This is a genomic window from Brucella pecoris (assembly GCF_006376675.1).
GTDB classification, from domain to species: Bacteria; Pseudomonadota; Alphaproteobacteria; order Rhizobiales; family Rhizobiaceae; genus Brucella; species Brucella pecoris.
In genome coordinates, this window is the sequence record NZ_VEWK01000015.1 from 43,727 (window position 1) to 67,180 (window position 23,454).

The following is a 23,454-nucleotide window of genomic DNA, read 5'->3' on the forward strand; positions in this document are numbered from 1 at the left end:
GTCAGTTTCCGCCCGCCTGATAGGCAGCCTCGTTACGGTTACCGGGCAACTGTGCCTGCAGGATCAACGGTTGGATAAATGGTTCCAGCGCCACAAGCGTACGATCCAGAGCGCCGCGCATGTCCTTGACCGTGTTTACACCGGCATTGATCATGGTACGCAGGTGCTGTGGATTATTGAACAGGAAATTGATCGCCCCTGCCAGCATGTTGCGATCCTTCACAATACGCGCGCCACCATTTTTGATAAGGCGCTGGAAGGACTCGCGGAAATTCTGGACGTTTCGTCCGGTTAGCACGGCAGTCCCCATCATTGCCGGTTCCAGCGGATTATGTCCGCCTTCCTTGGTCAAGGAATTGCCAATAAACGCTATCTCGGTAAGCTGGAGATAAAGCCCCATCTCCCCGATAGTATCTCCCAGAAGAATATCCGTGTCGGCTTCAATCGGCTCGGCAGCGCTGCGACGTGCAACCTTGAGCCCTTTTTCAACCAGCATGGCCTCGATGGCTGGAGCACGGTCCGGATGGCGTGGCACAATGATTGTGACAAGATGCGGATAGCGGACTTTCAGCATCTGATGAACCTCGGCTGCAATCGCTTCTTCGCCATCATGGGTAGAGATTGCTGCCCAAGTCCGTCGCCCAGCAATCTGGCGCTGCAATGTTGCCAGCGCCTGCTGATCCGCTGGTGGAGGATTCGTATCTACCTTCAGATTTCCTGAAACGCTGACAGGCCGCGCTCCAAGTGTCCGAAAGCGATCTGCATCGAGTTCCGACTGTGCGACCACATAGGCAAAATTTTCAAAAAGAGCTTCAGCCAGAGCCGGTCTTTTTTGCCAGGCGGCGAAAGAACGATCGGACATGCGCCCGTTGACCAGAACCTGCGGCGTATGGCGACTGCCGAGCGAAAGTACTGTTGCAGGCCAGACCTCGGACTCACAACCGATAGCAAGATCAGGTTTCCAATGGTTGAGAAACCTGTTGACCGCTGGCTGCAAATCCAGCGGAGCGTATTGGTGAATGACTTTGTTACCCAACTGATCCGCGACAACTTTTGCCGATGTCACAGTACCTGTCGTCAGCACGACATGAACACCCGTCGCAGCAATTCGTTCAATCAATGGTGTGATCGCTACGGTTTCACCAACACTTGCCGCGTGAGCCCAAATAACCGGTCCTTGTGGGCGTACGATGGCGGATTTGCCGTAGCGCTCGCCGCGACGCGTTCGTTCTTCCTTGCCGCGAGAGGCACGATAGGCAATGTAGGGGCCCATGAAGGGATAGGCCGCAGAACCGAGTGCACGGTAGGCAGACAACATATTGCGCGCCCAGCGTTCGCTCATTTCGCTTTCTCCAACGCAGCATAGGCCTTGGCAGTCGCGTCGTTGAGTTGGCGCGTTAGCTCCATGCGTTTTTCTTCCAATTGCGTTTCATCGGCATCCGCGTCGACCCATACATTGTCGCCGCGCACGATAATCGAACGCCCAAAGGGTAGCGGAATCGCCGTTTTATCCCAGGACTTTTCCAAAACATGGTTCCGGGAGAAAGCATAAGCAACCGGTATTATCGGGCGACCGGACAATTTCGCCAATAAAATGATACCTTCTCCGGCTTCACGCGCCTTGCCATGAGCAATGTCCGCTATGATTGACGCCGATTGCCCTTTCTTGAGAGCATTCTTCAACGTCAGAAGTGCACGTGCGCCGCCCTTTTCAGGTTTCGAGCGCGAACTTCGCCCGCCGGAACCACGCACCGTCACCAATCCCAACTTTTCCGCGACACGAGCGTTCAATTCTGCATCGGCACTTCGTGAAAACATAGCAACCAGTTCGATTCCCTTGGGACAGATGAACGGTCCCATAAGATGTTGCCCATGCCAGAAGGTCACGATGAAAGGATCATCCTTGCCAACCAGCGCTTGCGGGTCGGCAGATTCTTTCAAGCGTGAATTGGTGATGTAAACAAACTTGAAATAAGCGGTAATGAGCCAGACAAGCACTCCTTTAACCGCAGCAGATTGCGCCAATGGCCCGCGAACACGCCGCCAGAGGCGCTTCGCAAACCCTTGCTTCTTACGCTCGGTTTTCCGATCCGAGCTATCTCCGCTTGGCATCCGATTCCGGTCGGGAGCAGGCAAGCTGCTCAATCCGCCTTCAGTATAACGCTTTCCGGATCGAGCAACCGATGCAGGTGCACGATGAAATAGCGCATATGAGCATTATCGACAGTTTGCTGAGCCTTAGATTTCCACGCGGTCTTGGCTGTCTCGTAATCGGGGTAGATGCCAACGATATCGAGGTTCTCAAGATCTCGGAACTCAACAGTGCCAAGCTTTTTCAGCTCGCCGCCGAACACCAGATGAAGAAGCTGTTTTTTGTCGTCTTCGACGCTCATGACAATTATCCCTGAACAAATTTGGTTCGCGGCATGATTAACCCAAGGGCTAGCCCGCGACAACACTCAACATTTCTTGCAGAAGGTCCCCGCTGGAGGCAACGAGAGCGCCATGGCTCAGCGTGGGGCCGCCATATGTAATCGGCAAGGCATCGCTTGTCAGGATTGCCCCACCCGACTCACTCAGGATCAGATCAGCTGCTGCCAGATCCCAATCATGCGAATTTGGCCGAATGAAGGTACCGGCTATATCTCCGCGTGCCACCATCGCAATACGGTAGGCGAGAGAGGGAACATAGGGATGAACCTTTACACGATCTCTCCAGCTATTCGGCAGCGCCGTCACCATGTTGCGGGCTGATGCGATAGTAACCGCTTCTCCCGCTGACGGCAGCCTGACATGAACGGCAATACCGTTCTGCGAGGCACCGACTCCTTTGCCAGCCTCGATGAGTTCCTCGCGCGCCGGACATTCCAGAACACCAGCCAAAGGGCGACCATTTTCAACAATGGCAATACTAACGCACCATTGATCCTGTCCCGCGATATAAGCGCGGGTCCCATCGATCGGGTCGACCACGAAGGCACGGCTACGTTTTACAGCGGCCCGTTCATCGACTGTTTCTTCCGAGATCCAGCCATAATCCGGTCGTGCACTTAAAAGAACATCTTTCAAATAGCGATCGGCCGCCAGGTCCGCTTCGCTGACGGGCGAGACACCGTCTTTCAGCCAAACTTCCGGAGAACGTCCGAAATAGCGCATCGCGATGCGACCGGCTTCGCGCGCAGCATCACGTAGAAGCGCCAGCTCTCCTGTAATGTCGCTGTGTTTGTCAGTTTCCGGCAAGAGTCATGCCTTCAATCACCAGGGTTGGGGCGGTCATTCCGAAGTTTCGGTCGATATCTGACGCAGGGGTCATGTTGAGGAACATATCCTTGAGGTTCGAAGCGATCGTCACTTCGCTGACCGGATAGGAGAGTTCACCATTCTCGATCCAAAAACCCGACGCACCGCGGCTATACTGACCGGTAATCATGTCCACGCCCTGCCCGAACACTTCCGTTACATAAAAACCTGTACCGACGGCGCGAATTAGTTCTTCTGGCGACTGTGAGCCGGGTTCGATGGCAAAGTTGGTGGATGCAGGCAAAACACCAGAACCGGAGCGGACACCACGACCATTGCTTTGCAAGCCAAGCTCGCGTGCGCTCGATCCAGAAAGCAGCCAATGATTGAGGACACCATTCTCAATCATCGTCAACGGTTGTCCTTCAATCCCTTCCCCATCGAAAGGGCGCGAAGAAGAACCACGTACACGCAGCGGATTGTCCGTGACGTTGATACTCTGTTTCAGAATCTGCTTACCAAAGCTGTCGCGAAGAAAACTTGTCTTGCGGGCAACCGAAGCACCGTTGATAGCACTTGCAAGGTGCCCGGCAATACCCCGTGCAAGACGGGGATCATAAACGACGGTGACGGGGCCAGTCTTTGCCTGACGCGCGCCCAGTCGACGCACAGCGCGTTCACCGGCACGGCGACCAATATCATTGGATGTGTCGAGATCGGAGAAATGCAAGCGCGAACTGAAATCGTAATCGCGTTCCATTTTCGTGCCCTCGCCTGCGATGGCCGAAACCGACTTTCCGAAGCGTGTGGCAGCGTAATGACCCGAAAAACCGGTTGACGTGACCAGCACCAAGCCACCCAGACTACGCGAAGCGCCAGCCCCGCCTGAATTCGTCACGCCTTTGACTGCGAGCGCCGCCGCTTCTGTTGCAAGCGCATCCTGGGTCAGACGTTCGGAATTGATTTCCGTTGAATCGTAAAGATCAAGATCGCGGGGCAAAAACACGAGTAGCGATGGATCGGCCAGTTGCTCGTAAGGATCTTCCGGTGCAACACGTGCCATGGCGACAGCCCGCTCCGCGAGGCGGTCCGGATCGGCGCTCGCATTGGCGGAAACACTGGCAATGCGACGACCTACAAAAACACGCAGGGCGAAATCATCACTCTCTGACGATTCGGTTCCCTCAACCTTGCCCAGTCTCACCGACACGCTAACAGATCGCGCCCGCATCACGACTGCGTCAGCTTGATCCGCACCTGCCCGCTTGGCAGCAGCCACGAGAGCAGCGGCCCGATCGACAAGCTTATCCGTCGAATTATCTGAAATCATTATATAATCCGAGTTTCCCAAGTTCATCGCGGTTCAACCTTGCACTACAATCTGCAGCGGGACCTAAACCGGGACTGGCCAAAAAATATCGTCAAATTGTTCGACATCGGGCTGATTACAGCCATATCTTGTTTCTATATTGCCGAAATCAAAGAGCTTCAAGGCAAGCCCTTCTACATTTCTCCAAATTCCAAGAGCTAAGCATGATTGCAACTGGCGGAAGTCTCTACCTACAGTGTCTGATGATTTTGGGCGGTGCCATTATCGCTGCGCCGTTATTCAAGCGATTGGGGCTTGGCACAGTCCTCGGCTATCTTGCGGCAGGCATCACAATCGGCCCCGTGGCTCGGCTTATTGCGGATGGAGAAGAGTTTCTGCATTTTTCCGAACTCGGCGTTGTCTTTCTGCTTTTCATCATTGGGCTTGAGCTGAAACCTTCCAGACTTTGGGCACTGCGCCAATCGATCTTCGGACTTGGTACTGCGCAAGTTCTGCTTTGCGGAGCAGCTTTAACTGCTCTAGGCATCTACTTTGCTGGCCTCAGTACGGAAGCAGGTATCATCATTGGTTTTGGGCTTGCACTCTCTTCCACGGCATTTGCCATGCAAGTTCTGGAGGATCGGGCGGAAACAAACCAGAAGCATGGCCAGCGTGCCTTTTCGATTCTGCTGTTTCAGGACCTTGCGATCGTACCGATCCTCGCCATCATCCCGGCACTTTCGCCCAACGAACCTTCGCAGGCGAGCGCCGGGTTCCATCTCGCCACAGCTATAGCAGCCATCGCCGCGCTGGTGATTGCAGGACGCTATCTCATCAATCCGATGTTTCGCATTATCGCCAATACTGGCGCTCGCGAAGTGATGATAGCAGCAGCGCTCTTTGTGGTACTCGGATCAGCCAGCTTGCTCCAGGCTGCCGGTCTTTCCATGGCCATGGGTGCATTCATTGCCGGCGTCTTGCTGGCGGAATCTTCGTATCGGCACGAACTTGAAGCCGACATCGAACCTTTTCGCGGCATTTTCCTGGGGCTGTTCTTTGTTGCGGTCGGCCTTTCGCTGAACCTCACGGTGATCCTGCAGTACTGGAAGATTATCCTTCTTGCAGTGCCCATCTTCATGGCGACCAAGATCGCCATCATTTATCTGCTGTGCCGCATCTTTCGGTCCAGTCATAACGACGCGGTGCGGATTGCCTTTCTTCTTCCGCAAGGGGGCGAATTTGCTTTCGTTCTTTTCTCTGCAGCCTCGGCTGCGGCCATCATCTCAAGCGCGCTCGGTTCCGAGCTTGTGGCTGCCGTCACCGTATCCATGGCTCTCACACCGCTTTCCGTCGCGATAGGATCGAAGCTGCTCATCAAAGACAAAACTGTCGATGTCATTGAAGAAAACTATGAAGGTGCGGGTTCTGATGTCTTGATGATCGGCTTCTCGCGATATGGCCAGATTGCATCGCAGATTCTTCTTGCCGGTGGTATCGACGTAACCGTGATTGACAGTTCGCCCAATCGTGTCCGTGCAGCGGGAAAATTTGGCTTCCGCATTTACTTCGGCGATGGCACCCGCAAAGACGTGCTGGAAGCGGCCGGAATCCGAAAAGCGAAAATCGTCGCCGTTTGTACCCACAAGAAGGAAACAACCAACCACATCGTCAATCTCATACAGTCGGAATATCCCGATGTGCGCCTGTTCGTTCGCTCATACGATCGCGAACATACGTTGCAATTACGAGCGCAAGGCGTTGAATATGAACTGCGCGAAACATTCGAATCCGGTCTGCTGTTCGGTCAGCGGACGCTTGAGGGGCTCGGCATAGCCGAAACGCAAGCCTATGGAATCCGCGAAGATGTGCGCCAGCGCGACGAGGACCGTCTCCACGTGCAGGCTTCGGAAGGAATTCTGGCCGGGCGTCATCTGCTTTTCAACAAGCCGGTCACACCAGAGCCTCTGGTTAAACCAGCTCGCGAAGGCCAGCGCATCGACAAAGGTGCAGATGATATCGTGCCCGCGGCATCGTCAAGTGACACAGTCGGATCACCGATTCCGGCGGAATAGCAAAACGCATTTCAATACCGATAAACTCAAGTCGCAATGCTTGAGTTTATCGACCCGATCTTTCTGTCAGCAGCCAATTCTATGGCGCGTTTCAACTCGTCGCGAACGCTGGCGCTTTGTGACAGGATTTGTTCAAACTTCAGAAAATCCAGAAGCCCGATCCGTTCGACATTCGGTCGGATAAAAATATGCGGCGGACGAATGCGAAATTTGTTTTCGATGATGGAGCACATCGTCAACTGGTTCGCACCGATTACCGCTTCAAATGTGGTCGGCATATAGTCATCCGGACCCACTGGCGTACCCACAACGTCGATGCCGATAACGATATCGGCCTCGTCGAATAACAAATCAAAGGGGACAGGGTTGAACAAGCCACCATCGACCAGAATGCGACCGTCCCGGCGCACCGGAGCAAAAACCGGTGGTATGGCGCAGGATGCGGCGATTGCCGAATGCAGATCGCCATCGCGAATATGAATCTCCCGAGCAGCGTGAAAATCCGCCGCTGTAACAATCATCGGGATTTTCAGCTCTTCCACATTCGCGGGCAAGCTGGCAGGCAGGAAGACATCAAGCACCTTTTCGATGTTGAACTGGCTAACCCGCAAGCCGCCCTTCAGCAACTCCACCCAGCGAGCCGGTCGGGTTTGCCACATGCGCTTTGCGACTTCAGAGCGGCGATTGAAGATCGCTGCCATATATTCTCGAATTTCCTTGCCGGTCATGCCACTAGCCATACCGGCACCAACAATCGAACCTATCGAAGAGCCGGCAATGGCAACCGGTTTAATGCCCAGTTCGTCGAGCACTTCAACGATATGAATATGGGCAATGCCACGTGCCCCACCCCCGCCGAAAGCGACGGCAATTCGGGGTGATGACGGCACTGCCTTTACCAAATTGGCACCTTTTAGCTTTGGGCTGGACCGAAGATCAGAATAGCCGGTTCTGCTTCAAGCAGCTTTTTGGCAATAGCCTTGACTTGATCCAACGTCACGGCATCAATCAACTCCGAGCGCTTGTCGATATAATCACGCGGAAGTTCAGTTTCCTGCAAGCTGACGAGAGTTTCGGCGATCGCAGCGGACGAGTCCAGATTGTTGACCGCATAAGACCCTTTGAGGAAGCTCTTGGCGGCAGCGAGCTCTTCTTCAGTCGGGCCGTCGGCGGCCATTGCAGCAACCTGCTCGCGGATGATCTTCAGGGATTCCTGTGCCTTATCGGGACGGGTCGCCGTCGAGATCATCAATGCCGAAACATGGTCACGCATGACCATGGATGATGACACTGAATAGGCAAGACCGCGCTTTTCGCGCACTTCGGCATAAAGGCGCGAAGTAAAGCCACCACCCAGAATATGGTTCATCAGATAGGCAGCAAAGAACTCGGGATCTTTACGCGGTATAGCCGGATAGACAAAGCTGATCGAGGTCTGCGGCATGTCAAAATTGAGACTGGTCGTCGTACCAAGTGCCAGTTTGGCATCCGGCACAGGAACCAGTTCAGCCATCGCGGGCAGATCGCCGAACACTTTATCCAGCAACACCCCCAGATCTGTGGCGTTGATGGAACCCACCACACCAATAGTCAGCCGGTCACGCGCAAAATTTTTGCGATGGAAATTGGCCAGATCATCACGCGTAATCGACTGCAGCGACTTCACCGTGCCGTCATCGGGACGCGCATAAGGATGATTGCCATACAGGACTTCGGAAAACTTGCGTGATGCGATCGTCGAAGGATTTCGCTGCGAAGCTTCGATGCTTGCAATTACCTGCTGGCGAATACGGTCAACGGCATCCTGATCGAAGCGAGGCTTATTGACAGCAAGGGCAAGCAAATTCGTTACTGCGTCGCGATTTTCGGCCAGCATACGAATACCGCCTGAAACGGAATCCTGTGTTGCGGAAAAGCTCATTTCCGCTCCCAGATTATCCATCCGTTCCTGAAACGCATCCGATTTCAGATCACCCGCGCCTTCGTCGAAAAGCCCCGTCATCAAATTAGCCAATCCCTCCCTGCCGGAAGGATCCTGCGATGTGCCACCCTTGAACGAAAACCGCATCGAAATAAGCGGGACTGAATCGTCCTCTACCAGCCAGGCATGAATGCCCTTTGGCGAAACAACTTCTTGAATTTCGATGGCACGCGCTGGCAAGGCGCACAAGATCAACAGTGTCATCGAGGCCGCAAGCATAGCTACAGCGGACCGGGCTGGGCGAAAGTCGAGAACACGTTTGGAGTTCAGCATGATGATCTTCTTCACTGGATCGCTCCTCCCGCACCATCGGCACCGGGGCTTCCTGCCGAGGCATCAGGATTCTCGCGGGCACTTTCCGGCTCGGCATCTGGTGGAAGCAGGTAACTTGTTACCGATTGGTCTTTGACGAGATAGCGCGTTGCCACGTCTTTGATCTGATCGACAGTGACAGCTTTGATGATCTCAGGCCATTTCTGGATATCGTCAACCGTTTGCCCAACGGACAGCGTCGAACCATAAATCCGAGCCATACCCGTCTGGCTATCACGTGCAAAGATCACTGCCTTCAGGAAACGATTGCGAGCTTGGTCAAGTTCAGTTTGACTGACGCCATCCTTGATGATCCGCGCCACTTCGGCCTCAACTGCCTTTTCAACGTCTCCCAGCGTCGCGCCATTACGCGGCGCGCCATAAACGGAAAAAGTGCCGTCATCAAGCGCATCGCCATCGTAGCTTGCGCCCGTATTGGCAGCTATACCCTGTTTGACGATCAGTTCTTGATAAAGGCGCGAGCGCAGCGAACCGCCAAGAATTTCACTCAGGAGATCGAGAGCTGGCGCATCGCCTGGTTTTACATTCGGAAACCGTTTCTCATTCGCATAGGAGGGAACCAGCCAGGACATACGGAACGAAGGAGTGCTGACGCGCTCATCGTGCAGGGTAACGATGCGGGCTGCATGCTTCGCAGGCTCCTGCGGGCGCTCACGTGGCAAGACCTCGGCGCGTTTCGGCACATTTGCCCAGGTTTTCAAGGTCAGATCGCGCACGCGTTCCGGTGAAACGTCACCAGCGATAACCAGCGTTGCGTTATTCGGCGTATAATACTGCTGGTAAAAATCGATAGCGTTCTTGAGGCTCAGCTTTTCCATTTCCTGTTGCCAGCCGATGACAGGCTTGCGGTAAGGATGGTTATAGAAAAGAACAGCATCGGTATTTTCCATCAGCATGGACGCAGGATTGGAATCAACCCGCATCCGGCGCTCTTCCAGAATAACGTCCCGTTCGGTTTTCACGGCTTCTTCGTTGAGCACCAGATTTTCCATCCGGTCCGATTCGAACTGCATCACCATTTCCAGTGCTTCGGGAGATACACGTTGGAAATAGGCCGTATAATCATAAGACGTGAAGGCGTTTTCCTGTCCGCCGATGGAGGCAACTTTCGCCGAAAACTCACCAGCTGGATGGTTCTTCGTCCCCTTGAACATCAGATGTTCGAGGAAATGCGCAATACCCGATACGCCGGGAGCCTCATCGGCCGATCCCACATGGTACCAGATCATCTGGGTCACGACCGGCGCGCGATGATCGGGGATAACGACCACTTCCAAACCATTTGGCAATGTGAAGTGACTGACTCCATCCGACTGGATAATTTCTGGAAGCGCCGCTTGTGCAGTAGCTGGTGGCGACGGAGGCGCTGGTTGTTCAGTAGTAGCGGCAGGTTGGCTCTCTGCCCAGACAACACCGTTTGCCATCGGTAAAGCCAGCACGAAACCCAAGGCGGTGGACAATAGCAAGCGCCGGAGTGAGGGGTTATTCACCAAGCGACATCTCCAATTGGTTTCATTTCCGCCCAGTCCTTCCGGGCGACAAATTCAATTTTTATGCGAACGGAATCGTCCGCTAATTCAACCGGCGGCTTTCAACTGGATCAGCCGAATGATCGTGCCCCCGTAGTTGCGCTCTTCCAGCACTACGAATCGCTCGTCAAGGTCAAGAGCCGCCTCCGCATCCTCTTCAAGCACCAAAAGTGCGTCAGGATTAAGCCAACCACCCTGAAGCGCTGATAAAAATGCCTTTTCCCCCATTCGACGTCCATAGGGAGGATCAGCAAAAACCAGGTCAAACGGCTCCATCGTTCCGACGATACCCAACTGGCAGGCGTCCCGTCGCAAAATCTTGGTGTGTCCCTGAAGACTAAAAGCCTCAATATTCTGGCGTAATAATCCCCGCCCTTCCGCAGATTCTTCCACGAAGATCGCGTAGCGCGCGCCACGCGACAAAGCCTCCAGGCCAAGCGCGCCAGTTCCTGCGAATAGGTCGAGGACGCGTGCGCCCTCCACCTTGTCGGGAAAATTATGCGCGAGAATATTGAACAGACTCTCGCGCGTGCGGTCGGTGGTGGGGCGAATGGCGTTGGTCGAAGGTGTTACGAGCGCACGGCCACGAAACTTACCGCCGACGATCCGCACCGCCGCCTCCAGTCCTGCCGCCGCCTGACTTGCCGCCGCCCGGCTTTCCACCTGGCTTGCCGCCCGGCTTGTTGCCCGGTCCACGGCGCGGACCATCATCAAAACTATGGGACTTGTTGCCCGGTCCGCTGCTGCGCGGGCCGGAACGCGTATCGCGGTCAGAAGCGCCAGAACGGCCTTCTCCACGCGGTCCACCCGGCTTACGGCCTTCAAAGCCACCCTTGCCACGCTCTCCTACCCGGCTTTCCGTATCGCGCAATTCCGCGCGCTCCCGCTTGCCAGGGCGACGTTCCTTGCGTCCATCCTCGCGCGGTTCACGGCGCTCTGGGCGCCCTTCATCCGAGCGACTTCCATCCGGGCGGGCCCGCGGCGGACGGGCGTCCTTGTCGAAGCGACCTTCCGGCCGCTTGTTGTAGCGACGTTCGCCGCCTTCTTCGCGTCCCTGATCCTCATCGCCAGTCCGACGCGGACGCATCTGCAGATCGCCACTGAACTTCGCCGAACGGTGTGGAACCTGACGCTCGACACGTGCAGATTTCGCAGCCGCCTTTTCACCCTTGGGGCGCGCACCCGGCGCCATCCAGACATTGGCATTGCCGCGACGACGCGGCTCCACCTTCTCCGCATTCTTGTCATCGCGACCACGGCGACGCTCAGGGCCGCTGGAAATCCACTCGCGTTCACGCGGGCCGCGACGGCGTTCACCTTCCTCGCCCTCGTCTTCCATTTCGCGGCGGGTAAGTCCCTGAACAGCGGCATTGGAAAATTCACTCAAGACTGGCGCATCAAAATCTGCACCCGCGTCTTCGATCAATTTATCGCCCAGTTGGTCCCGCAGGATACGCCCTTTGATTTCGCGTACCGCGCCTTCTTCAAGATCGCCAAGCTGAAACGGGCCGAAGGAAACACGGATCAGGCGACCGACGGTGAGACCAAGCGCGCCGAGAATGTTCTTTACTTCGCGGTTCTTGCCTTCCCGCAAACCGATCGAAATCCAGACATTTGCACCCTGAACCCGCTCGAGTTCTGCTTCTATGCTGCCATAGAACACGCCATCAACAGCAATACCGTTCTTCAATTCATCAAGCTGTTGCTGCGTAACCTTGCCATGGGCCCGGACGCGATAGCGACGCAGCCAACCTGTGGATGGCAGCTCCAGAACACGCGACAACCCGCCATCATTAGTCAGGAGCAAAAGGCCTTCAGTATTGATATCGAGACGACCGACCGAAAGAACGCGCGGCATTTCGGCAGGCAACGCCGCGAAAACCGTTGGACGGCCTTCCGGATCGCGATTGGTCGTCACAAGGCCGGCGGGCTTGTGGTAAAGCCAAAGACGAGTACGCTCAGTCTGTTTCAGCGGCTTTCCGTCGACCGTGATAATGTCCGTGCGCTTGACATTCACTGCCGGGCTCGCCAGCACCTTACCATTCACAGCAATGCGACCGGCGGCGATCATCGTTTCAGCTTCACGGCGGGAGGCTATACCAGCACGCGCAAGGCGCTTGGCAATGCGCTCGCTTGTATCCTCCTGCCCTTCGGTGCTGCGTGGCTCGAATTTACGTGGCTTGTCACGCCCACCGTCATCGCGGCGCGGACGGCTGTCACGGTCTTGCCGACCAGGGCGATCGAAGCGCCCTCCACGGCCATGCGGACGCTTGCCGTCCTTGTTGTCGTCGTCTTTAGTCATCTGATATTGGCCTTTCAGCGGCGCTGCCGTGTCACCTTACACCTTTAATGGCAGGCAAGGGACAGCCGGAAACAGGAACGCCGTATAAATCCGTTCGCAAATCGGTTTCGATTTCGTGAATTATGCAGTAACAAATCGCTCCATGGCTTGCGAGCGAAATTTCCGAAAGAATGCATGAAATGGAACGGGCATGAAAAAGATTGCCGACGCCCTGAACCAGAATACGGCCACTCCCATGGAGATAGCGCTGCAAGAAGCGCGCACTGCAAGCTTACGCGGAGAAGTCCCGATTGGCGCAGTTGTCGTGCACCAGGGAACAATTATTGCACGGGCGGGCAACCGCACGCGCGAACTGAATGACGTGACTGCCCATGCAGAAATACTCGCAATCCGCATCGCGGGCGAAGTTCTAAAATCGGAACGCCTCGTCGAATGCGACCTCTATGTAACGCTTGAACCCTGCGCTATGTGCGCAGCCGCGATTTCTTTCGCCCGTATCCGCCGCCTCTATTACGGCGCTTCCGACCCGAAAGGTGGCGGCGTAGAGCATGGGCCGCGCTTTTACACGCAACCCACCTGCCACCACATACCGGAGATTTATGCCGGCTTCTCGGAGGCTGATGCCCAAAAGATCCTCAAGGACTTCTTTCGAGAGAAACGCTGAACGCTCAGCTCAAGGCCTTGCGCCCAGTCATATAGCGCAACGTATCGTCACGCAGCGCAAAGTGATGGACAAGAGCCATCAGGGCATGTCCCGCAATTACTGCAAGTAGGAGCCAACCCAGTAAACCGTGCAGTGCATTGCCAGGAGCGGTCAGTGCAGCGTTCTGCACGCCCGTCTGTTCGAAGATCTGGATGTCAAGAAACGAGAACCCTCGCCCACTGCCAAATGTGCGCAGCAAAGCCACAGCCGGAACTGCGAACATCAGCCCGTAAATAAGAAGATGCCCCAGAGCAACCAGCTTACCAGCACGGCCTTGTTTATGCGGACGCCTGTTAATGTTCAGCAAACCCCATAGACCACGCAGCAAAACTAGTATTAGCAGCGCAAAACCGAGTTGGTGATGCGCAGACCAGAAAAAATTATAAAACATTGTATCCTTGGCAAAGACGCGAAGAATGGCAGAGATAAATTGCCATAGAAACAAAAGGGCCATCAGCCAATGAAAGGCCCTACTGATCAGGCCATACCCGTTTCGACTATCTAAAAAAGTATTCGTATTACTCATCTCACCATACCTTACGCTCAGAGCTAATATGGTACGATCTGCCCCAAATAAATCTTTGATCGAAATCAAATACGCGTTAAAATGTCGAACATTACAAATATTTAATATTTTTATCCGTCGATCAGAATGCAGTAAACCAAAAATAATGCACATCTTTATTCTAACAATAAAACAAGCCGTAGTAAATTTATCTACTACGGCTTGTTTTATTGAACAAGAAATATCAATCAGATATTAGTTCCAAGGCAGGTAATCACGCCAGCCTTTGGACTTACCTGAGGCTTTCTTGCGTTCACGTTCTTTTTGCGCTTCGTCGGTTCCCAACTCGCCTGTCGCGGCTGTAGATGCGGGTTCACGGTAAGCCAGCGGCGGCTCACTCAGATAACGGCGCGTTGTAGAGGAGCCCTGAACCTGTTGCTGGCGCATAGCCTTATAGGCTGCAACCTTTGCCGGATCGAACGTCGGTGTACGGGATTCATAATCTTCGCGGCGGCTGTTACCGCGCGGCAATGCCGCCTGGATATTGGATGCAACCGGGCCATCCTGAACAACGGGCGACACGAAGTTCGGGTCGTCGCGATTCGCAGTAATCTCGTCACGCAGGCGCTTGCGGCGCTGTTCCGGCGATTCCGGCCAGTTAGGATCGTTGGCGCTTGCAAGGCTCTGCTGCGGCGCCGGTAATTGCCCCTTGTCGCCCGGAGCGGGACGCACCAGATCGGGACGAGGCTTGTAATCAATGCGTTCTTTTTTGTTCTTGCCCTGACCGAAGCTCGCCATATTGGAAACGTCGTCGAAGAGCTGTGCGCCCGCCGTCTTGTCCGTTCCATAGGTCGGCGAAGAAACGCAACCGGATAGCGAAACTCCCGCTATCACCGCCATAAGCACCAGAACTCGTCCTTCAATCTTCATTAGCGCCACTTCTTTTACGCTTGCCGATTTTATCTTCACCAAAATTTGCTCAAGCAAGCCTTGACTGAAGAAACCGGCAACTCCAAGGCAGATCGTAAATTTATTCAAGGACTGCCTTTTACATGAGAGGAACCCATGCGGCAATCCGGTGTTAATCTCTATTTCACCATGTTCACGCGCGGACCCGCAACCCCTGTCACGCAAACAAATAATCTGCCCCGGATGAAACCGAGGCAGATTGCCATTGACGAGATCAGGCCTCGAGCTTGCCGAGTGTCTTCAACTCACGCAGTGCCTCGGCATCGCGGGCGGACACATCCGGGAATTCCGGATCAGAGCCCACATCCGTCGTATAACGCCAGGACCGCGCGCATTTTTCACCTTCGGCACGGACGGGCACGACGGCCACGCCCTTCACATCGGCAAGCGTGAAAGCGCCTTCCGGTGCCGCAACATCGCTGAACGAGATGCCGCTGGTGATGCAGATTTCCGCGAAATCGAGACCATCAAGCGAATCGCTCAGGCTCTTGTCGGAGATATGCACCACCGGCGAAGCTTCCAGCGAAGAACCGATGCGCTTGTCCGCACGTTCCAGTTCGAGAGCGCCGGTCACGACACGGCGAACCGCACGCACCTTGCGCCACTTTTCGGCCAGCACATCGTCGCGCCATGCAGCAGGCGTCGGGCGGAACTGCTCGGCATGGACCGAAACCGACTGCGGATAACGGTCGAGCCACGCTTCTTCCATGGTGAAAGGCAGCATGGGCGCCAGCCAGGTCGTCAGGCGGTCGAAGATTTCGCGCACGGTCTGCAACGCGGCCTGGCGGCGAACGCTCGACGGCGCATCGCAGTAAAGCGCGTCCTTGCGAATATCAAAATAGAAGGCCGAAAGCTCGACATTCATGAAATCGATCAGAGCGCGCGCAATGCGTTTGAAGTCAAACGTGTCATAGCCGGAGCGCACAAGCTCATCCAGCTCTGTCAGACGGTGCAGCATCAGGCGCTCGAGTTCCGGCAGATCGGCATGAGCGACGTTTTTGCCTTCGTCATGCGCCAGCGTGCCCAGCATCCAGCGGATGGTGTTGCGCAGCTTGCGATAGGCGTCGATATTGGTCTGGATGATGCTCTTGCCGAGGCGCTGATCTTCCCAATAATCGGTCGTCATGACCCACAGACGCAGAATATCCGCGCCGGATTCCTTGATGACATCCTGCGGCGTGACTGTATTGCCGAGCGACTTCGACATTTTCTTGCCGTGTTCATCCATGGTGAAGCCATGGGTCACGACGGCATTGTAAGGCGCCCGACCGCGCGTGCCGCAGCTTTCCAGAAGCGACGAATGGAACCAGCCACGATGCTGGTCCGAGCCTTCGAGATAGACGTCTGCTGGCCACTTCATGTCCGGGCGGTCTTCCAGCGTGAAGGTGTGGGTCGAACCGGAATCGAACCAAACGTCCAGGATGTCGCGCACCTGCACCCATGGCTCATCGGCGCGGTTGCCAAGGAACCGCTCGCGCGCACCTTCGGCAAACCATGCATCAGCGCCTTCCGCTTCGAAAGCATCGAGGACACGCTTGTTGACCGCATCGTCCTGAAGAATGTTGCCTTCTTCGTCCACGAAAACGCAGATCGGCACGCCCCAGGCGCGCTGACGCGAAAGCACCCAGTCCGGGCGGCCTTCGATCATCGAGCGCAGACGCGTCTGACCGGCAGCCGGTACGAAACGTGTATCATCGATGGCCTTCAGCGCGCGAGAGCGCAGCGTAGTGCCGTCGCCGAGGTTCTTGTCCATATAGACGAACCATTGCGGCGTGTTGCGGAAGATGACCTGCTTCTTGGAACGCCAGGAATGCGGATAGGAGTGCTTCAGGCGACCGCGAGCGAAGAGCTTGTCACGGGCGATGAGCTCATCCATCACGGACTTGTTGGCATCGCCCTTCTTGCCGTTGTCGTCGATTACGCGTGCGGCGCCGCCTTCGCGGTCCGGACCGAAGCCGGGCGCGTCCTTGGTATAGTAGCCATCGTCACCGACCGGGAACGGGATGCTCGGATCAATACCACGCGCCTCCAACTCGCGGACATTGTTCATCCAGGCTTCAAAGTCTTCGCGACCGTGGCTTGGCGCGGTGTGGACGAAGCCCGTACCCGCATCGTCGGTCACATGATCGCCGTCGAGCATTGGAACCGCGAACTCATAGCCGCCCGCAAAACCCTTCAGCGGATGGTCGAGGACAATTTTGCCGAGTTCATCTGCCGAAATACCGCGCAGGCGCTTGAACTGGAGTTTTGCCTTTGCAAAACCTTCTTCGGCCAGCTTGTCGGCGAAGACAAGCTTTTCACCCGGACGCGGGCCAAAATCGTTCTCGGCTTCCGTGACTTCATAAAGCCCGTATTCGATACGCGACGAATAGGACACAGCGCGGTTGCCGGGGATGGTCCATGGAGTAGTCGTCCAGATCACCACATCGCTGCCGGAGAGATCATTTTGACCCGCGACCGGGAACTTGACCCAGATCATATCCGACTCGACATCGTGATATTCGACTTCGGCTTCGGCAAGCGCCGTGCGCTCGACGACCGACCACATCACCGGCTTGGAACCGCGATAAAGCTGACCGGAAGCCGCGAACTTGAGAAGTTCGCCAGCGATACGTGATTCAGCGTGGAAGTTCATCGTGGTGTACGGATTTTCAAAATCGCCAAGAATCGCAAGGCGCTTGAACTCTTCCGACTGGATCTTGATCCAGTTGGCAGCGAATTCACGACATTCCCGGCGGAATTCGTTGATCGGCACTTCGTCCTTGTTCTTGCCTTCGGCGCGATATTTTTCCTCGATCTTCCATTCGATCGGCAGGCCGTGGCAATCCCAGCCCGGAACGTAGTTCGAGTTATAACCACGCATCTGGAACGAGCGCGTGATGACGTCCTTGAGGATCTTGTTCAACGCATGGCCGATATGGATATTGCCGTTGGCATAGGGCGGGCCATCGTGCAGCACATAGAGCGGGCGATCCTTCGCCTGCTCTCGTAGCTTCTTGTAAAGGTTCATGCCCTCCCAGCGTTCGACAAACAGCGGCTCGCGCTGCGGCAAGCCCGCGCGCATGGGGAATTCGGTCTGCGGCAGATAAAGGGTTTTGGAGTAATCGATTTTGGTCGTCTCAGTCATGAGGGTATTCGCCTGTGAAGCCCTGACCAGAAATGGCGGGCATGTGGATCAAAGAAAACAGGGGACTGTAGAGCACAGTCGGTCGTTCCCGGACCTCCGCGCCAGATATTGCCTGGCAAAGCAGCCATTCAGGCAAAGCGGGAGGCCGGGCCAATAATTCGTATGGCCGTCATGATAAGCCGAAAATCCGTCATCATGGGCACGCTTTTAGCAATGAGCTTCACAGGAATAAAGAGGCCTGAGAGACAAAGACGCAATAAAACGGCATCTTCGTCCCTGAAAATGGTCACATTGATGCTCTTGAGATCAATCCAATGAGAAATCGAAACGATAAGTCGCAGACAGACCCACCATGAACTGGTTCGGGGACCCGCGCTCCTTGACGATGCTTGAATCCTTTGCCGACCCTTGGAGACGACTATATTCACCGAACAGGCTTGTATCGATCTTGTCGGTCGCCTTCCACGTAATGGCGCCGCCAACACCAGCCGACTTGAAACCGCCGCCCGGATTATACTCTGAAAGTCCTGAGGCGACTGCTTCCTCGGCATCGACGCCGAAATAGGTCTTGAAGTAATCTTTCGAAGCGAAGGTCGCACGTGGACCGCCCGACACGCGAATGACTGGCGTCACATCGTAGAATGCATCAGCAGCAATATCAGCTACAACGCCTTTATGCGCACGAATACCTTGACGGACTTCGCCGCGCACCCGCAGCCAGTCGGTTGGATAAACATCAACGAACGCGCCCGCCTCGCCGCCAAATTTCGTGTTCTTGAGGCCATGAATATCGTCATCTCGTTCGAAAAGAAGTTTTCCAGCGAGACCTACGCGGAAACGATCATTGTCGATCAAGGCGAAAGATACATTGTCATTTCGCGACGAAAAGCGTGTCGCCTGCCCCTGCCGGCCAAGTGAGATCAACGGTTGGGCGGAAAAGCGATATTTGTTCGATCCTTCGAACTTCGGGGCAACGAGGCCCGCTGCACCGACCTTGAGATACCAGTCACCGGACCAGAAATGTTTGCGTGCGGGCTGAACCGTTTCTGCCGCATAGATATCAGCCTGCTGTACATCAGCCGAAAACGCGAGAGAGCCACCTGTAAAAAATGCAGCACCTGCAACGAGGGCCAGCGAAACAATACGTGCCACATTCAACTCCAACAAAAAGCGCCCCAATAAGTTTTGAGACATTTATCACTTTTTGTCGAGAATAAGTAAAATTTGATTTAAATCTTAAGTGGAAAATGAAACTAAAACTCGCCTCACGCGAAAGAAAGCAACCGATCCAGTTCCGAAAGCGGTTTCGCGCTTCCAAGCAAGGTCCGTGCCTCGGCATCATCGCGCTTCATCTGCTCGATCAGCGGATCAAGGCCGTCAAACTTAATCTCGCCACGCAGGAACCCGAAGAACGACACGCAAGCGGTCTCACCATAAAGATCGCCCGAGAAATCAAAAAGAAAGGTTTCAAGAAGGGGGCTACCATCACTATCGACAGTTGGACGACGACCGAAACTTGCAACCCCGTCATAAAGATCGCCATTCTCGCGCCTGAACCTGACGGCATAGATTCCATGCTTCAGGCCTGCCTGCGCATCGATTCTCATGTTGGCAGTCGGAAATCCAAGGGTTCGCCCGAGCTTTTTCCCGTGAATGACTTCGCCGCACACCATATAGCGGTAACCAAGAAGCCCCGCGGCTTCAGCGACATCACCTTCGCAGAGCAGATTTCTTATGCGGGTCGATGAAACAAGATTATCGCCTTCGTCGGTAAAGGCTTCGACGAGTTTTACCGTGAACCCGGCCGTTTCTCCTGCTTTTTGAAGAAACTCCGGCGTCCCGCGCCGCCCCTTACCAAAATGAAAATCGTAACCAGTAACCACACAGCTTGCGTGTAATCTTTCGACCAGAATGTGTTCGACGAAATCTTCTGCCGAACGGGATGAGAACTCGCCGGTAAATGGTTGTTCAACGACAGCGTCAAACCCCATAAGACGTAGAATTTCAGCCTTCTTTACCGCCGCAGTCAAACGATCAATCGGCACATCCGGTTTGAAAAAGCTGCGGGGGTGAGGTTCGAATGTGAGGACCACCGCAGGCAAACCGCGTTTTTCGGCGATCTCCAGCGCACGCTCCAGCACAGCCTGATGGCCGCGATGGACACCATCGAAATTACCGATTGCCACCACACAATTCTGCAGGCGTTCCGGCAAGGAATCCGTTCCAGAAAGTCGCTGAAAGCTGGGTTTAGTCATTTTGATCTGAACTTCGATTGGTCGTAACGAGATTGTTCGAACTCAAACAAGAGCGTTAAGCGCAGCGACCGGTCGATTGCCGTGCTTCTGGAGAAAGGCTTCCATTTGAGCGATATCAACCGTGCCATCGGTTGTATAGTCCGCTGCATGAACCCCACCGGATACATAAAGCACATCCAGTCCGAAATCGGCAGCGCCCTTCACATCTGTTAGAACACCATCTCCAATACCAAGAATTCGGCTTTTCTCAACTTTCTCGCCGCGAATTTCTTCGGCGAACCGTAATGCCGCCTCGTAAATCGGGCGATGCGGCTTTCCGGCTATGAGGGTGCGTCCACCCAACTGGCCATATTCGCGCGCTAGTGCCCCGGCGCACCAAATCAGCCGCGTACCGCGCTCAACCATGATGTCTGGATTGGCGCAAATGAACGGAAGGTTGCGCGAGCGCAACCGGGCCAACAGTTCCTTGTAATCTTCCGGCGTTTCGACTTCATCATCATAGAGTCCGGTACAGACAACCCCTGAAGCTTCAAACTCCTCAACCAGCTCAACGTCGAGGCCATCATAGATCGTCAGCTCGCGTTCACAGCCAATATGGAACACCTTTCGCGGACCTTCCGCGATCAGATCACGGGTTACATCGCCGGACGTGACAACACGATCATATGTATCGACAGGCACACCAAGCCCCAACATCTGCTTTTCGACATCTGGATGAGGTCTTGGAGAATTGGTCACTAGAATAACCGTGACACCTTTGGCACGTGCACGTTTTAGCGCATCAATTGCAGCCGGATATGCCGACACACCATTATGCACCACACCCCATACATCGCAGAAGAGCACATCGTACTGGTCGGTCAGATCGTCGAGGCGTTCGAGCTGCTTCATGGTTTCCTCTTGATAATCCATCTGTAAGGTGAGAACCGCTATAGGGTGACTGGAAGACCGCCGGAAAGGCTGCCAGCGCTCCATCTAGCGTAGCGCACCACATCTGTCACGGCTTTTGGCCCAGATATCCGCGCGACGAAGCGCGTCCAATTATCCCATAGTATATTTCACCGATCATTTACCGTGCTTCGTGACCGACTGTTAGAAAGATACTGATAGGAGCGGATACAACTTTTCATTTCATGTGTCGCAAACACAACCATCGGCGGGGGCCAAATTGAAAAACTGGGTTACTCAAGTCCTTAGGCTCGCGCAGCATATTTTTCACCGTTTGTCGCAACTGATGGGTCCGAATTTGATCAAGGACGAGCGCGGCAATTTTGCGATGATAACGGCTTTGGTGCTCGTGCCTCTGCTTCTCGCAGGTATGATCGCGGTTGACTCCGCCAATCTTATGCGCGTGCGCAACAATGTGCAGGCCTCGCTTGATGCTGCCGCACTTGCTGTAGGCAAGAGGTTTTCCACCGGTGAAAGCCAGGCCGTCGTGCAGGTCTATGGCGCTCAAATTTTTACCACTAACCTCACCGCGCTAAGCGCAGATACAGTCAATTTCGAGATCGCCTTCCCCCAGGATAGGACGACTGACCAACAGATACTGGCTACGGCTGCATTTACCTACAAATCTCTGTTTGGCATGGTCGCCTCCCGCCTCACAGGAGATAACTGGGACCAGTACCGATATACGCTCAACTCTTCCGTCAGACTTAAGAACACGATTGAAGTTGCCCTGGTCCTCGATAACTCCGGTTCAATGGATGAAACGAGAAGCGGATCAACAAAAAAACGCATCGATCTTCTTAAGGAAGCGGCCTCGCAGCTTGTGGAGACGATGGCCTCGCAATCCGCGCTCATAACGCACGTGGAAAGACCTGTGCAGTTTTCATTAGTTCCTTTCGCAGGTTCGGTGAATGTCGGCCCGCAATTTCTGAATGCAACCTGGATGGACCCGGAAGGCAAGTCTTCCGTGAATCTCGAAAACTTCACACTGCCGGTCACGATCGACAGTACGCGCAAGATAGAAGAAAAACCGGCAGGCAGCGGGCGATTCTACAAATCAGGAACGGGTTGGGGAGAACGCAACAACAAGCCTTTCTCGCGTGCGGAACTCTATTCCGACCTTTCCCAGCGGTCAAAGGACACTTGGCTAGCCTGGCAGGGGTGTGTCGAGTCTCGTCCGGGAACCTATGCGCTGGATGTAACTCCTCCTTCTGACAATAATCCAAACACGTTGTTTGTACCCATGTTCGGCCCAGCTGAATATTACAATACAGACAGCAAAGGAAACGTCACCTCCACCGTTTTGAACAGCTGGTGGCAAGACGATATATCCCTGACTTATTCACTCCGACAAAGCGACCTCAAGAAATACTACCTGCGGGATTCCCTCGACAAGATTTACCGAGGTGGAAGATCGAAAGACGGCGGCCCCAACTATAGTTGCACATCATTACCTCTCACGCCCTTGACAGACGTTACGAGCGAACAAGGGATGAAAACGATCCAAACCGCAATCAAAGCGATGGTGCCAGCTGGCGGCACAAACGTCCCCGAAGCGATGGCCTGGGGATGGCGAACAATCGTCCAAGGCGCGCCATTTACAGAAGCCCGCGCTGCAACTGAGCGGGGCAACGACAAAGTCGTAATCGTACTGACCGACGGTGCCAATACTTACTATAAATACGATGGACTCGCTGGTTCAGGACCGGATCGTGCAGGAAATTTGTCTTACTATTCGGCACATGGCTATACCGCTCGCATAACCAAAAACTACACTCAGGCCCGCTTGTTTCAGGAAAGTGGCGTTTCGGTTTCGCAAAACAACAGTACGTACACCAAGGCTATGAATGCCCGCTTTGCAAAGCTCTGCGACAATGCCAAGTCTGCTAATATCATTGTCATGACAGTCGCGCTGGATCTAAGTGAGGCAGACAGCACAGAGAAAGCGCAAATAGATTTGTTGAAATCGTGCTCTTCAAACTCACGGGTGCGCATGGAAAGCGGTAAACCAGTCAAGCTCTTCTGGAACTCAACGGGCGGCGAACTGAGCGAAACTTTTCGTCAGATCGGCGACGAGCTGTCAAATCTTCGCATCGTCGGTTGATATCGAAAGCCGTGCCACCATATGCGGAGTTGGTCAGAGCCATCCCTTGGCTGTTCCGCGTTCAGGATGGTGCAAAT

At 54.7% G+C, this 23,454-nt stretch carries 19 protein-coding genes; 3 read left to right on the forward strand and 16 right to left on the reverse strand.

Annotated elements, in window-relative coordinates; translation table 11 throughout:
* Position 1: 1 nt before the first annotated feature.
* From waaA to FIB18_RS21605, 5 genes are read right to left on the reverse strand one after another with little or no spacing between them, the layout of a single operon-like run.
* Positions 2-1,342, reverse strand: coding sequence for a lipid IV(A) 3-deoxy-D-manno-octulosonic acid transferase (gene waaA / locus FIB18_RS21585; protein ID WP_140022677.1), 1,341 nt, complete (start codon positions 1,340-1,342; stop codon positions 2-4).
* Entirely contained in the window at positions 1,339-2,112 is a 774-nt protein-coding gene (locus FIB18_RS21590) for a lysophospholipid acyltransferase family protein (RefSeq protein ID WP_140022678.1), read from the reverse strand. The genes waaA and FIB18_RS21590 overlap by 4 nt, the downstream gene beginning before the upstream one ends.
* A 29-nt stretch (positions 2,113-2,141) precedes the next feature.
* Positions 2,142-2,393: a DUF4170 domain-containing protein gene (locus FIB18_RS21595; protein ID WP_140022679.1), complete on the reverse strand. Its 252-nt coding sequence runs from the start codon at positions 2,391-2,393 to the stop codon at positions 2,142-2,144.
* Between the two features lie 49 nt (positions 2,394-2,442).
* Positions 2,443-3,240, reverse strand: coding sequence for a 3'(2'),5'-bisphosphate nucleotidase CysQ (locus tag FIB18_RS21600; protein WP_140022680.1), 798 nt, complete (start codon positions 3,238-3,240; stop codon positions 2,443-2,445).
* Entirely contained in the window at positions 3,227-4,570 is a 1,344-nt protein-coding gene (locus FIB18_RS21605; protein ID WP_140022681.1) for a TldD/PmbA family protein, read from the reverse strand. The genes FIB18_RS21600 and FIB18_RS21605 overlap by 14 nt, the downstream gene beginning before the upstream one ends.
* 203 nt (positions 4,571-4,773) lie before the next feature.
* Between FIB18_RS21605 and FIB18_RS21610 the strand changes: the two genes are divergently transcribed.
* On the forward strand, positions 4,774-6,621 hold the full coding sequence (locus tag FIB18_RS21610; RefSeq protein ID WP_140022682.1) for a monovalent cation:proton antiporter-2 (CPA2) family protein: 1,848 nt from the start codon (positions 4,774-4,776) through the stop codon (positions 6,619-6,621).
* A gap of 26 nt (positions 6,622-6,647) precedes the next feature.
* On the opposite strand, the gene FIB18_RS21615 is transcribed toward FIB18_RS21610, so the two are convergent.
* The 5 genes from FIB18_RS21615 to FIB18_RS21635 all read right to left on the reverse strand — a co-directional run bounded on the left by FIB18_RS21615 (position 6,648) and on the right by FIB18_RS21635 (position 12,766).
* On the reverse strand, positions 6,648-7,523 hold the full coding sequence (locus FIB18_RS21615) for a patatin-like phospholipase family protein (protein WP_140022683.1): 876 nt from the start codon (positions 7,521-7,523) through the stop codon (positions 6,648-6,650).
* A gap of 11 nt (positions 7,524-7,534) precedes the next feature.
* Entirely contained in the window at positions 7,535-8,875 is a 1,341-nt protein-coding gene (locus tag FIB18_RS21620) for a M16 family metallopeptidase (RefSeq protein WP_210296187.1), read from the reverse strand.
* Positions 8,876-8,886: 11 nt separating this feature from the next.
* Positions 8,887-10,425, reverse strand: a complete 1,539-nt coding sequence (locus FIB18_RS21625; protein WP_140022706.1) for a M16 family metallopeptidase — start codon at positions 10,423-10,425, stop codon at positions 8,887-8,889.
* 87 nt (positions 10,426-10,512) lie between these two features.
* The gene (gene rsmD / locus FIB18_RS21630) at positions 10,513-11,076 is read right to left on the reverse strand and encodes a 16S rRNA (guanine(966)-N(2))-methyltransferase RsmD (RefSeq protein WP_140022708.1); all 564 of its coding nucleotides are present in this window, start codon (positions 11,074-11,076) and stop codon (positions 10,513-10,515) included.
* The gene (locus FIB18_RS21635; RefSeq protein ID WP_140022685.1) at positions 11,057-12,766 is read right to left on the reverse strand and encodes a pseudouridine synthase; all 1,710 of its coding nucleotides are present in this window, start codon (positions 12,764-12,766) and stop codon (positions 11,057-11,059) included. Before FIB18_RS21635 ends, rsmD begins: the two co-directional genes overlap by 20 nt.
* A gap of 190 nt (positions 12,767-12,956) precedes the next feature.
* On the opposite strand from FIB18_RS21635, the gene FIB18_RS21640 reads away from it, so the two are divergent.
* Positions 12,957-13,430, forward strand: a complete 474-nt coding sequence (locus FIB18_RS21640; RefSeq protein ID WP_140022686.1) for a nucleoside deaminase — start codon at positions 12,957-12,959, stop codon at positions 13,428-13,430.
* A gap of 4 nt (positions 13,431-13,434) precedes the next feature.
* On the opposite strand, the gene FIB18_RS21645 is transcribed toward FIB18_RS21640, so the two are convergent.
* The 6 genes from FIB18_RS21645 to FIB18_RS21670 form a co-directional block, all read right to left on the reverse strand.
* Entirely contained in the window at positions 13,435-13,995 is a 561-nt protein-coding gene (locus tag FIB18_RS21645; protein ID WP_140022687.1) for a cytochrome b, read from the reverse strand.
* 234 nt (positions 13,996-14,229) lie between these two features.
* Positions 14,230-14,904, reverse strand: coding sequence for a hypothetical protein (locus tag FIB18_RS21650; RefSeq protein ID WP_140022688.1), 675 nt, complete (start codon positions 14,902-14,904; stop codon positions 14,230-14,232).
* 253 nt (positions 14,905-15,157) lie between these two features.
* Positions 15,158-18,070 (reverse strand): isoleucine--tRNA ligase, encoded by a 2,913-nt coding sequence (ileS, locus tag FIB18_RS21655; RefSeq protein WP_140022689.1) that lies wholly within the window; start codon positions 18,068-18,070, stop codon positions 15,158-15,160.
* Positions 18,071-18,376: 306 nt separating this feature from the next.
* Positions 18,377-19,237 carry a MipA/OmpV family protein gene (locus tag FIB18_RS21660; RefSeq protein ID WP_140022690.1) on the reverse strand — a complete coding sequence of 287 codons (861 nt, stop codon included), beginning with the start codon at positions 19,235-19,237 and terminating at the stop codon, positions 18,377-18,379.
* A gap of 98 nt (positions 19,238-19,335) precedes the next feature.
* Positions 19,336-20,325, reverse strand: coding sequence for a bifunctional riboflavin kinase/FAD synthetase (locus tag FIB18_RS21665; protein ID WP_140022691.1), 990 nt, complete (start codon positions 20,323-20,325; stop codon positions 19,336-19,338).
* 42 nt (positions 20,326-20,367) lie between these two features.
* The gene (locus FIB18_RS21670; RefSeq protein ID WP_140022692.1) at positions 20,368-21,216 is read right to left on the reverse strand and encodes a TIGR01459 family HAD-type hydrolase; all 849 of its coding nucleotides are present in this window, start codon (positions 21,214-21,216) and stop codon (positions 20,368-20,370) included.
* 277 nt (positions 21,217-21,493) lie between these two features.
* On the opposite strand from FIB18_RS21670, the gene FIB18_RS21675 reads away from it, so the two are divergent.
* Positions 21,494-23,377, forward strand: coding sequence for a pilus assembly protein TadG-related protein (locus tag FIB18_RS21675; RefSeq protein ID WP_235894941.1), 1,884 nt, complete (start codon positions 21,494-21,496; stop codon positions 23,375-23,377).
* Positions 23,378-23,454 lie beyond the last annotated feature (77 nt).